Annotated in this window: 13 protein-coding genes; 2 read left to right on the top strand and 11 right to left on the bottom strand. The window is 65.4% G+C overall.

Annotated elements, in window-relative coordinates:
* Positions 1-10: 10 nt before the first annotated feature.
* From A9K66_RS13720 to A9K66_RS13770, 11 genes are all read right to left on the bottom strand, one after another.
* Entirely contained in the window at positions 11-313 is a 303-nt protein-coding gene (locus tag A9K66_RS13720) for an HPr family phosphocarrier protein (protein ID WP_067324266.1), read from the bottom strand.
* Between the two features lie 19 nt (positions 314-332).
* Complete coding sequence (gene dhaM / locus A9K66_RS13725) at positions 333-722, bottom strand: dihydroxyacetone kinase phosphoryl donor subunit DhaM (protein ID WP_067324268.1); 390 nt, start codon at positions 720-722, stop codon at positions 333-335.
* A complete protein-coding gene (gene dhaL, locus A9K66_RS13730; protein ID WP_067324270.1) occupies positions 722-1,321 on the bottom strand; it encodes a dihydroxyacetone kinase subunit DhaL in 600 nt (199 codons plus the stop codon). The genes dhaM and dhaL overlap by 1 nt, the downstream gene beginning before the upstream one ends.
* Positions 1,322-1,331: 10 nt before the next feature.
* Positions 1,332-2,972, bottom strand: a complete 1,641-nt coding sequence (locus tag A9K66_RS13735) for a dihydroxyacetone kinase subunit DhaK (protein ID WP_067324272.1) — start codon at positions 2,970-2,972, stop codon at positions 1,332-1,334.
* Between the two features lie 51 nt (positions 2,973-3,023).
* Positions 3,024-4,037 (bottom strand): ABC transporter ATP-binding protein, encoded by a 1,014-nt coding sequence (locus tag A9K66_RS13740; protein WP_067324274.1) that lies wholly within the window; start codon positions 4,035-4,037, stop codon positions 3,024-3,026.
* Positions 4,030-5,136 carry an ABC transporter ATP-binding protein gene (locus tag A9K66_RS13745; protein WP_067324276.1) on the bottom strand — a complete coding sequence of 369 codons (1,107 nt, stop codon included), beginning with the start codon at positions 5,134-5,136 and terminating at the stop codon, positions 4,030-4,032. Before A9K66_RS13745 ends, A9K66_RS13740 begins: the two co-directional genes overlap by 8 nt.
* A gap of 2 nt (positions 5,137-5,138) precedes the next feature.
* On the bottom strand, positions 5,139-5,345 hold the full coding sequence (locus tag A9K66_RS13750) for a hypothetical protein (RefSeq protein WP_067324278.1): 207 nt from the start codon (positions 5,343-5,345) through the stop codon (positions 5,139-5,141).
* Positions 5,342-6,292, bottom strand: coding sequence for a carbohydrate ABC transporter permease (locus A9K66_RS13755; RefSeq protein ID WP_067324280.1), 951 nt, complete (start codon positions 6,290-6,292; stop codon positions 5,342-5,344). Before A9K66_RS13755 ends, A9K66_RS13750 begins: the two co-directional genes overlap by 4 nt.
* Positions 6,289-7,236 carry a sugar ABC transporter permease gene (locus A9K66_RS13760; protein WP_067324282.1) on the bottom strand — a complete coding sequence of 316 codons (948 nt, stop codon included), beginning with the start codon at positions 7,234-7,236 and terminating at the stop codon, positions 6,289-6,291. The genes A9K66_RS13755 and A9K66_RS13760 overlap by 4 nt, the downstream gene beginning before the upstream one ends.
* A 101-nt stretch (positions 7,237-7,337) precedes the next feature.
* Positions 7,338-8,669, bottom strand: a complete 1,332-nt coding sequence (locus A9K66_RS13765) for an extracellular solute-binding protein (RefSeq protein ID WP_067324283.1) — start codon at positions 8,667-8,669, stop codon at positions 7,338-7,340.
* Between the two features lie 238 nt (positions 8,670-8,907).
* Entirely contained in the window at positions 8,908-9,597 is a 690-nt protein-coding gene (locus A9K66_RS13770) for a PIG-L deacetylase family protein (protein ID WP_067324285.1), read from the bottom strand.
* A 23-nt stretch (positions 9,598-9,620) separates the two neighbouring features.
* Here A9K66_RS13770 and A9K66_RS13775 point away from each other — a divergent pair, with 23 nt between their 5' ends.
* The gene (locus A9K66_RS13775; protein ID WP_067324287.1) at positions 9,621-10,511 is read left to right on the top strand and encodes a DMT family transporter; all 891 of its coding nucleotides are present in this window, start codon (positions 9,621-9,623) and stop codon (positions 10,509-10,511) included.
* 52 nt (positions 10,512-10,563) lie between these two features.
* On the top strand, positions 10,564-13,026 hold the full coding sequence (gene hrpB, locus A9K66_RS13780; protein WP_067324288.1) for an ATP-dependent helicase HrpB: 2,463 nt from the start codon (positions 10,564-10,566) through the stop codon (positions 13,024-13,026).
* Positions 13,027-13,224: the final 198 nt, after the last annotated feature.

The following is a 13,224-nucleotide window of genomic DNA, read 5'->3' on the forward strand; positions in this document are numbered from 1 at the left end:
CAGACCCGGCTCAAGCGGAGCGGGCATGATCCGCATCCTCGTCGAAATCGCGCTGCACCAGGCCGACCAGCGCTTCGACCGCGTTGCTTGCGCCGTCGCCTCGCGCCCTTATGTGCAGCACGGTTCCTTTCGGCGCCTTGGCCGCCATGACCTTGACGATGCTCTTGGCATCGAACCAGGGGCCGTTGGCGGCGACTGCCACCTCCACCTCGGCCGTGAACGACTTGGCGAGCTTGGTGAACTTCACCGAAGGGCGCGCGTGCAGGCCCACCTCGTGGGTGATCAGAACCGTGGCTTCGGCGGATGCGGACATTCAGTCGATTCCCGTTCACTCACGACGGCGACAATTCATGCGCCGTCGCCACCACTTCCTTGAGCGATGCGCCGCCGGACGATTCCGTCGCCGCCATCACCGCACCCTCGACGATCGGCGCATTGCAGACGACTATTCTGCGGGATCGCGGCTCGCCGATCATTTCGACCGCCATCTCGCTGTTGGTCTCGGCGCCGCCGAGATCGACCAGGATGGCGACGCCCGCTTCCGACCAGGCCTTGTCGATCGCGCCCATGATCGCCTCGACGCTGGTGCCCAGCCCGCCATGGCCGTTTCCGCCGCACCATGCAAGCGGCACTTCGTCGCCCACCATCTGGCGCACCATGTCGGCCGTGCCTTCGGCGACAAGCGGCGAATGCGAGACGATGACGATACCGACATTGCTCATCAAGAACCCTCGATCGCTTCAGCGACTGCGCGCACCAAGAGCGCGGTCGAGCGCGCCCCGGCGTCCATATGCCCGATCGAGCGCTCCCCCAGGAAAGAGGCGCGCCCACGCAAGGCCTTCATCGGCACGGTGGCTTCGGCCGCCTTGTCGGCAGCGTCTGCGATTGCGGCAGCCGTCTTGCCCTGCGCCAGTGCCTCATACACCGGCTGCAGCACGTCGAGCATCGTTTTTTGCCCCGGCTGCGATTTGCCGCGCGCCGAAACCGCCTCGATCGCCTTACCCAGCGCCGCTGTCAGCGCGGCGCGGTCGGGCGTGCCGGACAGTTCCTTGCCGAGCGCCATGAACAGAGTACCGAACAAGGGCCCGGAGGCTCCACCGACGGTCATCACCAGCTTGGTGCCGACCGCGGTCAGCGCGTCCGGCAGCGGTTTTGCCGCGATTGCGGCCTTTTCGGCGCGCACCGCATCGAAGCCGCGCTTCATGTTCAGACCATGGTCGCCGTCGCCGATCGCCTGGTCGAGCGCGGTCAGCTCGTGGGCATGCGCCGCGATCGTATCCGCAGTCGCCGCGATCAATTGTGAGAAATCGGATGCGGCCATCGCCTGTCCTTCATGCCGGGGCGAACATGGCCACCACGGCCGCGAACGCCTCGGCAACTGCAAACGCGCCCGGATCCGCTATGTCAAGCTGGCGGCCGATATAGGCCGAGCGACCGGCCTTCGCCTTCTGCATCGCCACCGTCGCCTGCGCGCCGCTCCGCGCGGCCGAAGCAGCCGCCTCCAGCCCGTTCGTGTCGAGCGCCTTCAGAGCCGGCTCCAGCGCGTCGACCATTGTGCGGTCGCCGAGCTTCGCGCCGCCGTAGAAGGTCATGCGGTCAAGGCCGGCGAGCAGCGCCTTGCTGAGCGGCGCGCCGCCGTTGAGCGACTGTGCGGCAGCCGTGAAGAAGATCGACAAAAGCACGCCGCTGGAACCGCCCATGGAAGTTCCCAATGTATCGCCGATTGTGGCGAGAGTTGCGGCCTTGTCCGCAAGCGGCAGCGTGTCGACGCGGTCGAGCACGCTGCGTGCGCCGGTCGCCACCGTCGATCCGGTGTCGCCGTCGCCGGCTTTGGCGTCGAGGCCATTCAGAGCCTCCTCGAGCGAGATCAGCTTCTCGCAGACCGCAGCAATCAGCCGCTCGGCGCCGGCGTCACGGCTGGCCGCCTTGGCGATGTCGCGACCTGCCGGCTGGGCTGTGGCCACCACGACCGGCGGGCGAACCGGCCTGGCCGGCAGCCAGGCATGCGGGCCGACCGGCGCCAGCAGCGCCGCCTCGCGCTCCGCCTCGAGCCTGATCAGCGACAGCGAAAACCCGTTCATGTTGAGCGCGGTCATCAGATGTCCGGGACCGATCGTCAGCGTCACCGCTTTTGCCAGCGGCGAGGCCAGCACGGCATTGGCGATCAACGACATTTCGAGCGGCGGTACCGATCCGAGATTGTTGATCAGCAAGGCATAGCGGCTGCCGGCATCGAGCCGGGCCGCGAGGCGGTCGGCCATGATGGCGACGAGCGCACTGGCGCTCTGCAGGGTTATGCGCTCCACGCCCGGCTCGCCATGGATGCCGAGACCGAGTTCGCCATCGCCGGCGCCGAAGCGGTCCTCGTGGGTCTGGCCGGGGATCGAGCAGGAGGAGAGCGAGATGCCGAGCGAAACGATGTCCTTCGCCGCCGCCCGCGCTGCCGCCGCGACCGAGGCTAGGTCATGGCCGGATTCGGAAAGATGTCCGGCGATCTTGTGCACGAACAGCGTGCCGGCGATGCCGCGCGGCTGTGCGATGTCGGGCAGCGCGATGTCGTCGCCGACGATCACCATGTCGACCGCGAAGCCCTCGGCGCGGGCCTTTTCTGCGGCGAGGCCGAAGTTGAGGCGGTCGCCGGTGTAGTTCTTGACGATCAGCAGGCAGCCGGCCGGCCCGGTCGTCGCGCGGATCGCCGCCAGCACCGCCTCGACACTCGGCGAAGCAAAGATCTCGCCGGAGACTGCCGCCGTCAGCATGCCAGCGCCGACGAAGCCCGCATGCGACGGCTCATGCCCCGCGCCACCGCCGGAAACGACGCTCACCTTCGCCTTGTCCCAGTCGGCGCGCAGCACGACCTTGATCTCGGGATAGCCGTCGAGCCGCGCCAGCGTGCCGGAGCCGGCAGTGGCCAGAAAACCGTCCAGCGCTTCGGTAACGATCGAGTCCTTGCGGTTGAAAAAGTGCTTCATGGATTCGTCGAGTCCGTATCTGCGGGTCGTCAAAAAGTGCGGGTGCGCCGGCTACATCAATCTTTGACCGTCCGAACCAAAATAAAGCGGCGAGCGATAGCGGATCGTCACTCTGTCCCCCTTTGCGAGCGGCGTGTCGGGATCGGTCAGCGTCACCAGCTTCTTGGCGCCCACCGTGACATGCAGGTGGTTCTGGTCGCCGAGATGCTCGACCCAGTCGACGACGCCGTCGGCATGGCCGTTCGCCGCCTTTTCGATCGCGAGATGTTCGGTGCGCGCGCCGATCGTCGTCGTGCCGGTTGGCGCGCCGCCGTCGGGCAGCAGCCCTGCCGGCAGAAGGTTGATCGCCGGCTGGCCAAGGCGAGCCGCGACATGAAGGTTTGCCGGCTCGGAATAGATCGCGCGCGGCGTGCCGATCTGCACCAGCACGCCCTCGGAAAGGATGCCGATGCGGTCGGCCATGGTCATCGCCTCGATCTGGTCGTGCGTGACATAGAGCATGGTGGCGCCGAGCTCGGACTGGATGCGCTTCAGCTCGAGCCTGAGATCGGCGCGCAGCTTGGCGTCGAGCGAGGACAGCGGCTCGTCCATCAAATAGATCGAGGGCTTTCGCACCAGCGCGCGGCCGATGGCGACGCGTTGCATCTCGCCGCCCGAAAGCCTGGTCGAGCGGTTGTTGAGCTTGTGGTCGATGCGCACCATCCGCGCGACTTCCTCGACGCGGCGGCGGATTGCTTCCTCCGGAAAACGCCGCGCCGGCGAGCGCAGCGGGAAGGCGAGGTTGTCGAAGACCGAAAGATGCGGGTAGAGCGAATATTGCTGGAAGACGAAGGCCGTGTCGCGCTCGGCCGGCGACAGCCCCGTCGCATCGTGGCCGCCGATCTGGATCGTGCCGCTGTCCGGCCGCTCGAGCCCTGCGATCAGCCTGAGCGTCGTCGTCTTCCCGGCGCCGGTCGGGCCGAGCAGCACGACGAACTCGCCGTCCTTGATCTGCAGGTCGAGATCGCTGACCGCGACTGTCTCGCCGAAGCTTTTGGTCACACCCTGAATCTGCACGTCAGCCATGGCGCGCCTCCACTGCCTGATCGTACATGACGGTTTTCACCGCGCGTCCAGTGCCTTTCTCGAACAGCGACAGCCGCGCGCTGCTCAATGCCAGCCCTACCTGTTCGCCCGTATTTAGATGGATTCCGGCCGGCACCCGGGCCTTGATGATGCCGTCAGCCGTCTCCACCGCGACGATCTGCGTGGTGCCGAGATATTCGGTGCCGTAGATCGCGCCGCGCAGCTTCGAGGCATCGTCGAAGCGGATGTGCTCGGGGCGGATGCCAAGCGCCATGTCGGCCGGCGCAATATCCTCGCGCACTTCCGGGACCGTCACCCTGGCGCCCTGCACGACGATCTCCTTCGCACCCTTCGCGAGCCCACCGCCGAAGCGCAAGAAGTTCATCGGCGGCGAGCCGATGAAATCGGCGACGAACATCGTGGCCGGCCGGTCGTAAATCTCGCGCGGGCTGCCGAACTGCTCGATGACGCCGTGGTTCATCACCGCTATCTTGTCGGCCATCGACATCGCTTCCATCTGGTCGTGCGTGACATAGACGGTGGTGGCGTGGATGCGGTTGTGCAGCTCGCGCAGCTCATGCACCATCAAATCGCGGAACTCGGTGTCGAGGGTTCCAAGCGGCTCATCCATCAGGAAACATTTCGGTCGCCTGACGATGGCGCGGCCGAGCGCGACGCGTTGACGGTCGCCGCCGGCAAGACCGGAGACCGACTTGTCGAGCAGGTGGTCGATGCGCAGCAGCTTCGCGGTCTCCTGGACGCGGGCGCGGATCTCGGCCGACGCCATGCCTTGCGCCAGCAGCGGGAAGTCGATGTTCTTGCGCACATTCATATGCGGATAGAGCGCGAAGAGCTGGAAGACGAAGGCGATGTCACGCTCGCGCGCCCGGCGCATGGTGACGTCCTCGCCGCCGAGCAGGATCTTGCCGCCGGTGGGCAGTTCGAGGCCGGCGATCATGCGGAGCGTCGTCGTCTTGCCGCAGCCCGACGGCCCGAGCATGACGAAGAACTCGCCATCCTCGACGACGAAATTGGAATCCTGCACGGCGACGAACTCGCCGAAGGCCTTCCTCAGATTCTGAACACGGATCTCGGCCATTTTTATTCCGGGAATTTCGAGACGACGATGAACATGGCGGTGCCGGCGAGCATGGTGACGAAGGAATAGCTGTAGAGCGACAGCGCCAAAGGCTGGAACAGCATCAAAAAGCCGATGGCGATGATCGCGGTGGCGATGTTTTCCATCAGGCCGCGTCTTGCCCAGACGGGCCAACGCGATTTGCGTTTTGCAGGCTGGATTGTGCTCATTTGCGCACCGCGCCGAAGGTGATGCCGCGCAGCAATTGCTTGCGGAGCAGGATGGTGAAGACCAGGATCGGCACCAGGAATATCGTCGTGCCGGCGGCGACTGCCGGCCAGTCCTGGCCGCCTTCGCCGATGATGGTCGGGATGAAGGGCGGCGCCGTCTGCGCCGTGCCGGAGGTCAGAAGCGCGGCGAACGCATATTCGTTCCAGGCAAAGATCAGGCAGAAGATGGCGGTCGCGGCAATGCCGGTGGTCGCCTGCGGCAGCACCGTGCGCCAGAAGGCCTGCAGCCGCGTATAGCCGTCGATCATCGCCGCTTCTTCGTATTCGCGCGGGATCTCGTCGATGAAGCCCTTGAGCAGCCAGACCGCCAGCGAGACATTGACCGCGGTGTAGAGCAGGATCATGCCGAGCGCGGTGTCGGAGAGGCCGAGCTCGCGGTACATCAGATAGATCGGGATCGCGACGGCGATCGGCGGCATCATGCGCGTCGACAGGATGAAGAACAGGAGGTCGTCTGCCAAAGGCACCTTGAAGCGCGAGAAGCCGTAGGCCGAGAGCGTGCCGAGGAACACCGCGCAGAAGGTCGAGCCGAAGGCGATGATCAGCGAGTTGACGAAGCGCGGCAGGAAGTTCGACGGGCCGGCGATCACCATGTTGCGCTTGCGCACCGTCTCGTCGCAGAAGCCGGTCGCCGGTCCGAGCGCGTTGATGTATTCTGGCGTCTGCCTGGTGCGGGTCGTGAACAGGTTGCAGTAGCCTTCGATGCTAGGCTGGAAGACGATCTTCGGCGGATAGGCAATCGAATCCGGCGGCGTCTTGAAGCTGGTGGCGAAGATCCACAAGAGCGGCACGATCGAGATCAGCGCGTAGCCGACGACGAGCACGCCGGCGATCCGCTTCGAGTTCGTCGAAGGTGCGACGACGGAATGGGCGGTGGTCAGGCTCATCTCTGCTTCACCTTGTTGAGTGCCTTGACGTAGATGTTGGCAAGGCCGAACACCGCGACGAACAGGATGATGGCGAAGGCCGAGGAATAGCCGGTGCGCCAGCTTTCGAAGGCCTGCCGCTTCAGCGTGATCGAGGCGACCTCGGTGGTCGAGCCCGGTCCGCCGCCGGTGAGCAGGTTGACCATGTCGAACATCTTGAAGTTCTCGATGCCGCGGAACAGCACGGCCAGCATGATGAAGGGCAGCGCCATCGGCAGGGTGATCGACCAGAACTGCCGCCAGTTGGAGGCGCGGTCGACCTCGGCCGCTTCATAAATGTATTCTGGGATGGAGCGCAGACCCGCGAGGCAAATCAGCATCACGTAAGGCGTCCACATCCAGGAGTCGACGATGATGATCGCCCATGGCGCCAGCTCGACATTGGACAGCATCTGGACATTCGTCGGCGGGATGCCGGTGAGGAATGAGATGGCGTAGGCGAACAGTCCGATCTGCGGCTCGTAGAGGAAGCGCCAGAAATTGCCGACCACCGCCGGCGACAGCATCATCGGCACCAGGATGATCGTGGTCCAGAAGGCGTGGCCGCGGAATTTCCGGTCGATCAGCCAGGCGAGCGTGAAGCCGAGCACCGTCTGCAGCAGGATGGTCCAGAAGACGAAATGCGCCGTCGTCTGCATTGCGATCCAGATATCCTGGTCGCCGAGGATGCGCCTGTAGTTGGAAAGCCCGAGATTCTTGACCACTTCGTTCGGGCGGTTGGCGCGGTAATTGGTGAAGGAGAGGTAAATCGCCCAGAACAGCGGGAAGATGTTGATGGCTAAAAGCAGAAGGATCGTCGGCGAAATGAACAGCCAGGCGAGGCCCTTGTCGCTGATGCCCCGGATCTTCCTGGCCAACGGCTCGGGTGTGGCCCGCGCAGCGTTGTCCGCAGTCCGATTGAGCATGGTTAGTCCTGCATCGGTCACTGGTCAGCCTCGGCGATGAAATTTATCTGAACTGCGTCCCGTGCCAAGGCGGCACGGGACGCACCTGCTCGGGAGGAGCCTTACATCTTGCCGTCGTCCTGGAAGATCTGCGTCCAGTCCTTGACGAGGCCGTCGAGCGCATCCTTGGCCGAGCCCTGGCCGGCGACGACATAGTCGTGGAAGCGCTTCTGCGAGGCCTGCAGCAGCGGCGCGTAGCTCGGCTCTGCCCAGAAGTCCTTCACGATCGCCATGGAGTCGAGGAAGGCCTGCGCATAGGGCTGGCTGGACGGGAACTTCGGATCCTTGACGACGGAATTCAGGCAGGAATAGCCGCCGAGCGACCACCACTTGGCCTGCACGTCCTTGTTGGCGAACCACTTGATGTACTTCAGCGCCGATTCCTGCTTGTCGGAGTAGGAAACCACCGAAATGCCCTGGCCGCCGAGCTGCGCGAACTGGTCGCCGTCGGGACCTTTCGGATTGGCGAAGTAACCGATCTTGTCGCCGCCGACATTCTCGTCCTTCTGCAGGCCGGGCCAGGTGAAGGCGAAGTTCATGTGCATTGCCACCTGGCCGGATTTGAAGGCATCGACGCCTTCGCCCATGTAGCTGTTGGAGGCGCCGGGCGGCGTGCAGCAATCATAGAGCGCCTTGTAGAATTCCAGCCCCTTCACCGATTTCTCGGAATTGACGAAGCCGTCCATCTCATAGGGCTTCTTCGGGTTCTCATACTGGAAGCCGTAGCTGTAAAGCACGTCCATGGCGCCCATGGTGATGCCTTCCGAGCCTCGCTCGGTGTAGATCGAGGCGCCATAGACGGTCTTGCCGTCGATCTGCCGCTTCTGGAAGAACTCGGCGATCTGCTTCAGCTGGTCGAAGGTCGTCGGCGGGGCGAGGTCCCAGCCATATTTCTCCTTGAACTCCTTCTGCAGTTCCGGCCGCGAGAACCAGTCCTTGCGATAGGTCCAGCCGACCACGTCGCCCATGGCCGGCAGCGCCCAGTAGCTCGGCGTGTTCTTCGGCCATTCGGAATAGCCGACGACGGTCGCCGGCACGAAGTCGTCCATGCTGATCTTCTCCTTGTCGAAGAAGTCGTTCAGCTTGACGTAATGACCGTTCTCGGCCGCGCCGCCGATCCACTGGCTGTCGCCGATGATCAGGTCGCAGAGCTTGCCGTGTGAGTTGAGCTCGTTAAGGAAGCGGTCGGCATAGTTGGTCCACGGCACGAATTCGAACTTCATGCCGATGCCGGTTTCCTTGGTGAAGTCCTTGGACAGTTCCACGAGCGCGTTGGCCGGATCCCAGGCCGCCCAGCAAAGCGTCAGGTCTTCCGCATGCGCCGCGTTCGAGACGGCGGTCGACGCGAGTGCCGCCGAGGCCAGTCCCAACGCCAGTTTCAAGGTCGATTTCATGCCTTACCTCCCATTTGCGAAACGCGTCCGGATGACGGTTTCAAAAGCCTCAACCTCGCTCCTCCGAGGGCCTGAACATGGCGCGCGCCGCGTCGCCGATGTTTAGTAATTTGTTTAGTGATGCTCTTTTTACTAAACAACGCAAGCGAATTCGTTGCTGCGCCGCAGCATGACGAAAGCGGTGCTTGAAATCGTTGGGAAATAACTGTTGGTGCTTGGCGGCTCGTGCTTCAGCCGGCTACCTGACGGTCTTCGGGCCCACCGTGACCGGCCGGATCCGCGGCGCCGGAGGCAGCAGCTCGCGGATGTCGGCAAAGGGGAAGAGGGGCTCGAACCGGAACGCCTCGGCCAGCGCGCCGGGCGCGCCGTTGCATTGGCCGGCGCGGAACGCGTTCTGCATGCGTGCACCGTTGAGATAATGCTCGGGCCCCTGTGAGCGATGCGCGAGAATGGCCTGCGCCTTGAGGTCCCAGTGGCTGGAAATGTCGACGTAATGCGACGGCGAGAAACCTGTGCCGCCCAGTGTGTCGGCATGCAGCACCGGTACCTCGAAGGACGCCGCGATGCGCACGCCATCCGACAGCGCGCGGTGGTCGCCGTGATAGTCGTTCGGCGCATGCGTGATCGCGAGGTCGGGTTGCACCTCGCCGATCAGCGCCTTGAGTGTGCCGATCAATGCGGCATCCGCAACCAGCGCCCCGTCGGGGAAATCGAGGAAACGCGGTGTGACGCCGAGCAGGGTGGCCGCCTCGGTCGCTTCCTCGCGCCGCGCTTTGACAAGCGCCTTCGGATCGCCCGTGCCGCCCTTGGCTCCGTCCGTGGCTATCGCAAAAGTCAGCTCTGCGCCTAGCGCGGCATAGGCGGCCAGCGTACCGAACATGAATATCTCGATATCGTCGGGATGAGCCCCCAGCGCCAGTATCTTCACTTCTTTTCTCCCGGAATTGGAACGTGCCGAACGGAATCCTGCTCGCCCTCATCGCCTATGCAAGCTATTCGTGGAGCGATGCCGTCATCAAGAGCCTGGGCGGGCAGTTCACCGTCTTCGAGATCGGCTTCTTCGTAACCTTGTTTGCCGGCTGTTTCCTGTTCTTCACAAGGCCTGCCGATGAGCGCTGGCGCGACTTCTGGCGCACCAGCCGGCCCTGGGCCGTGCAGGCCCGCGCCTGGGCAGGCATCGCATCGGGCGTGCTCAGCGTCTATGCCTTCACCACCATTCCGCTGGCGGAAGTCTACGCGTTGATTTTCCTGGCGCCGTTGTTCGTCACCATCCTCTCCACTCTCATCCTGAAGGAGAAGGTTGGGCCGTGGCGATGGCTCGCCGTGGTCGCCGGCTTTGCCGGCGTCATGCTGGTTGTCAGGCCGGGTTTCCGCGAACTTCATCTCGGCCACCTCGCGGCCTTTGCCATCGCCTTTCTTGCCGCCACCAGCGTCATCCTGATGCGGTCGCTGGCGCAGCAGGAGAAGCGCACGACGATGCTCGGCGTGCTTGTCGGCTATGGCCTGCTCTTCAATGGCCTCGGTGTGGCGGCAACGTCGTTCACCTTGCCGGATGGCAATCAGCTGATCTGGCTGGTCATGGCCGGCGCCTTCACCGCCGGCGGTCAGCTGTTGCAGCTTCTCGCGGCCAAATACGCGCCCGCCAACCGGATCGCGCCGACGCATTATTCACAGATCGTCTGGGCGGTGGTGCTGGGCTCGTTGTTCTTCCGGGAAGATCCCGACCTGCTGACGCTGGCCGGCCTTGCGGTGCTCGGCGCCTCGGGCCTGCTGACCATGGTTCGCGAGGAGGTACGGCTGGGCACCGTGCGCTGGAACCCGTTCACGCGCACCAGGCTTTAGGCAATTCCGGGACAGGTTGCGCGCTCACCGTGGCCGCTGATATGCGGACGCCATGAACAGAGGAATTTTGCCGGAACTCCCGGTATCCGCCGTGCTGCCGGTGCTCGGCGAGGCGCTCGCCGGGCGCAACAGCGCCGTGCTGGTGGCGCCGCCCGGCGCCGGCAAGACGACGCTGGTGCCGCTGGCGCTGCTCGACGCGCCCTGGCTCGGCGAAAGCAGGATCGTGCTGCTGGAGCCGCGCCGGCTGGCGGCCCGCGCCGCCGCCCGCCGCATGGCCGAGCTTGTCGGTGAGGAGCCGGGCGGTACAGTCGGCTATGCGATGCGCATGGAGAACCGCACTTCGCCGCGGACAAAGATCCTCGTCGTCACCGAAGGCGTGCTGTCGCGCATGATCCTCGACGATCCCGAACTGCCCGGCGTTGCGGCGGTAATCTTCGATGAATTCCACGAGCGTTCGCTCGACGGCGATTTCGGCCTCGCGCTGGCGCTCGATGTTCAGGGCGCGTTGCGGCCGGATCTGCGCCTGCTGGTGATGTCGGCGACGCTCGACGGCGCGCGCGTCGCAAAACTACTGGCCGGGGCGCCGGTGGTCGAAAGCGAGGGCCGCGCCTTCCCGGTCGACATCCGCTATGACGAGCGGCCGGCCGGCATGGCGGTCGAGGACGCGATGGCCAAGGCGGTTCGCTCGGCTTTAGCCGCCGAGCAGGGCAGCGTGCTCGCTTTCCTGCCCGGACAGCGCGAGATCGAGCACACCGCAGAGCGGCTAGAAGATCGCCTCGGTGCCGATACCGACATCGTTCCGCTCTATGGCCAGTTGGACAACAGGGCGCAGGATGCCGCGATCAAACCGGCGTCGCCTGGCCGCCGTAAAGTGGTGCTGGCGACCTCGATCGCCGAGACCTCGATCACCATCGACGGCGTGCGCGTCGTCATCGATTGCGGCCTGTCGCGCCTGCCGCGCTACGAGCCGGCAAGCGGCCTGACCCGGCTGGAAACGGTGCGCGTCAGCAAGGCTTCCGCCGATCAGCGGGCCGGCCGCGCCGGACGAACGCAGCCGGGCGTCGCCATCCGATTGTGGCGTGCCGAGCAGACGGCGGCGCTGCCCGCCTTCACACCGCCGGAAATCCTCGAGGCTGACCTTTCCGGCATGTTGCTCGACTGCGCCGCTTTCGGCATCGCCGATCCGTCGAGCCTGTCCTTCCTCGACCCGCCGCCGGCGCCGGCGCTTAACGAAGCGAGGGTGTTGCTCAAAGCGCTGCATGCAATCGATGACGCCGGCCGCTTGACGGAGGCGGGCGCGGCGATGCGCAAGCTCGCTCTGCCCGTGCGGCTCGCGCACATGGTGGCCGAAGCGGCTGAGATCGGGCAGGCGCAGGAAGCGGCGATCCTTGCCGTGCTTTTGACGGAGCGCGGGCTTGGCGGCGACAGCACAGATTTGGAACGGCGGCTGATCCGCTTCCGCGCAGAAAAATCGCCGCGCGCCGGTGCCGCCCGGCAACTTGCCGCACGCCTGGCCAAGCAGGCAGGCGGGGCAAGGGCAGACTCGCCAGGCGCGCCCGGCGCCTTGCTGATCCATGCCTGGCCGGATCGTGTCGCCAGAGCCCGCGGCGAGCGCGGCCGCTTCGTGCTCGCCAACGGTTCCGGCGCGATGGTCGATGCTGCCGATCCGCTTGCCGGCGAGAGCTGGCTGGTCGTCGCCGATCTGCAGGGCAAGGCGCAGAATGCCCGTATCACCGCCGCCGCGCCCGTCGACGAGGCCCTTATCCGCACCGCGCTTGCCGACCGCATCGAGACGAAGCGCGAGACGAGTTTCGACCGCGAGCGCCGCGCCGTGCGCGTGCGCGAGACCGCTCGCCTTGGCGCCATCACCCTTTCCGAGCGCATGCTGCCCGCACCTTCCGGTGCCGAGGCCGATCGGGCCATGCTGGACGCCCTGCGCGAGCACGGCCTGTCGCTGCTCGACTGGGGCAAGGAGGCGGAAACGCTGCGCCAGCGGCTCGGCTGGCTCTATCGCGGCCTCGGTTCTCCCTGGCCCGACGTCTCGGACCAGGCGCTTCTCGGCCGTCTCGACGACTGGTTGCTGCCTTTCCTTGCCGGCGAGGCCTCCTTCGCGGCGATCAGGCCGGCGGCGCTTGCGGCAGGCCTGATGTCCCTGGTCCCACACGATCTGCAGCGCAAAGTCGACGCGCTGGCGCCGACCCATTTCGACGCGCCCTCGGGCAGCCATGTGCCGATCCGCTATGATGGCGAATGGCCGGTGCTGGCGATCCGCGTGCAGGAGCTGTTCGGCCTCGATCGCCATCCTTCGGTCGCGGGCGGTACGGTGCCGCTGACTCTGGAGCTGTTGTCGCCGGCGCATCGCCCGATCCAGACGACGCGCGATCTGCCCGGCTTCTGGCGCGGCTCGTGGGCGGATGTGCGCACCGATATGCGCGGTCGCTATCCTAAGCATGTCTGGCCGGAAAACCCGCTGCTGGCGGCCGCCACCAGCCGCGCCAAGCCGCGCGGGACATAGGTTCGTGCCGCTTTCGGCGGGCCATTCGCGTTAGTGGGCAACGTGCGTTGGCGATTGGCGCAAACGCCCATCACTTCGTCATCCTCGGGTCTGCGCTCCGCTTCGCGTCGCTCCGCCCGTGGATGACGAAATCGCGAGGGGCCTCGGCCAATCATCAAGCGCTCATGATGGTGAACCGAAACAACGGCCGCTGACCGG

This window comes from Mesorhizobium sp. AA23 (assembly GCF_001672435.1).
Classification (GTDB): domain Bacteria; phylum Pseudomonadota; class Alphaproteobacteria; order Rhizobiales; family Rhizobiaceae; genus Mesorhizobium.

Excerpts from the sequence above, each read along its gene's own strand:
- A9K66_RS13720 (WP_067324266.1), bottom strand. The coding sequence starts at position 313 with ATGTCCGCATCCGCCGAAGCCACGGTTCTGATCACCCACGAGGTGGGC.
- dhaM (WP_067324268.1), bottom strand. The coding sequence starts at position 722 with ATGAGCAATGTCGGTATCGTCATCGTCTCGCATTCGCCGCTTGTCGCC.
- dhaL (WP_067324270.1), bottom strand. The coding sequence starts at position 1,321 with ATGGCCGCATCCGATTTCTCACAATTGATCGCGGCGACTGCGGATACG.
- A9K66_RS13735 (WP_067324272.1), bottom strand. The coding sequence starts at position 2,972 with ATGAAGCACTTTTTCAACCGCAAGGACTCGATCGTTACCGAAGCGCTG.
- A9K66_RS13740 (WP_067324274.1), bottom strand. The coding sequence starts at position 4,037 with ATGGCTGACGTGCAGATTCAGGGTGTGACCAAAAGCTTCGGCGAGACA.
- A9K66_RS13745 (WP_067324276.1), bottom strand. The coding sequence starts at position 5,136 with ATGGCCGAGATCCGTGTTCAGAATCTGAGGAAGGCCTTCGGCGAGTTC.
- A9K66_RS13750 (WP_067324278.1), bottom strand. The coding sequence starts at position 5,345 with ATGAGCACAATCCAGCCTGCAAAACGCAAATCGCGTTGGCCCGTCTGG.
- A9K66_RS13755 (WP_067324280.1), bottom strand. The coding sequence starts at position 6,292 with ATGAGCCTGACCACCGCCCATTCCGTCGTCGCACCTTCGACGAACTCG.
- A9K66_RS13760 (WP_067324282.1), bottom strand. The coding sequence starts at position 7,236 with ATGCTCAATCGGACTGCGGACAACGCTGCGCGGGCCACACCCGAGCCG.
- A9K66_RS13765 (WP_067324283.1), bottom strand. The coding sequence starts at position 8,669 with ATGAAATCGACCTTGAAACTGGCGTTGGGACTGGCCTCGGCGGCACTC.
- hrpB (WP_067324288.1), top strand. The coding sequence starts at position 10,564 with ATGAACAGAGGAATTTTGCCGGAACTCCCGGTATCCGCCGTGCTGCCG.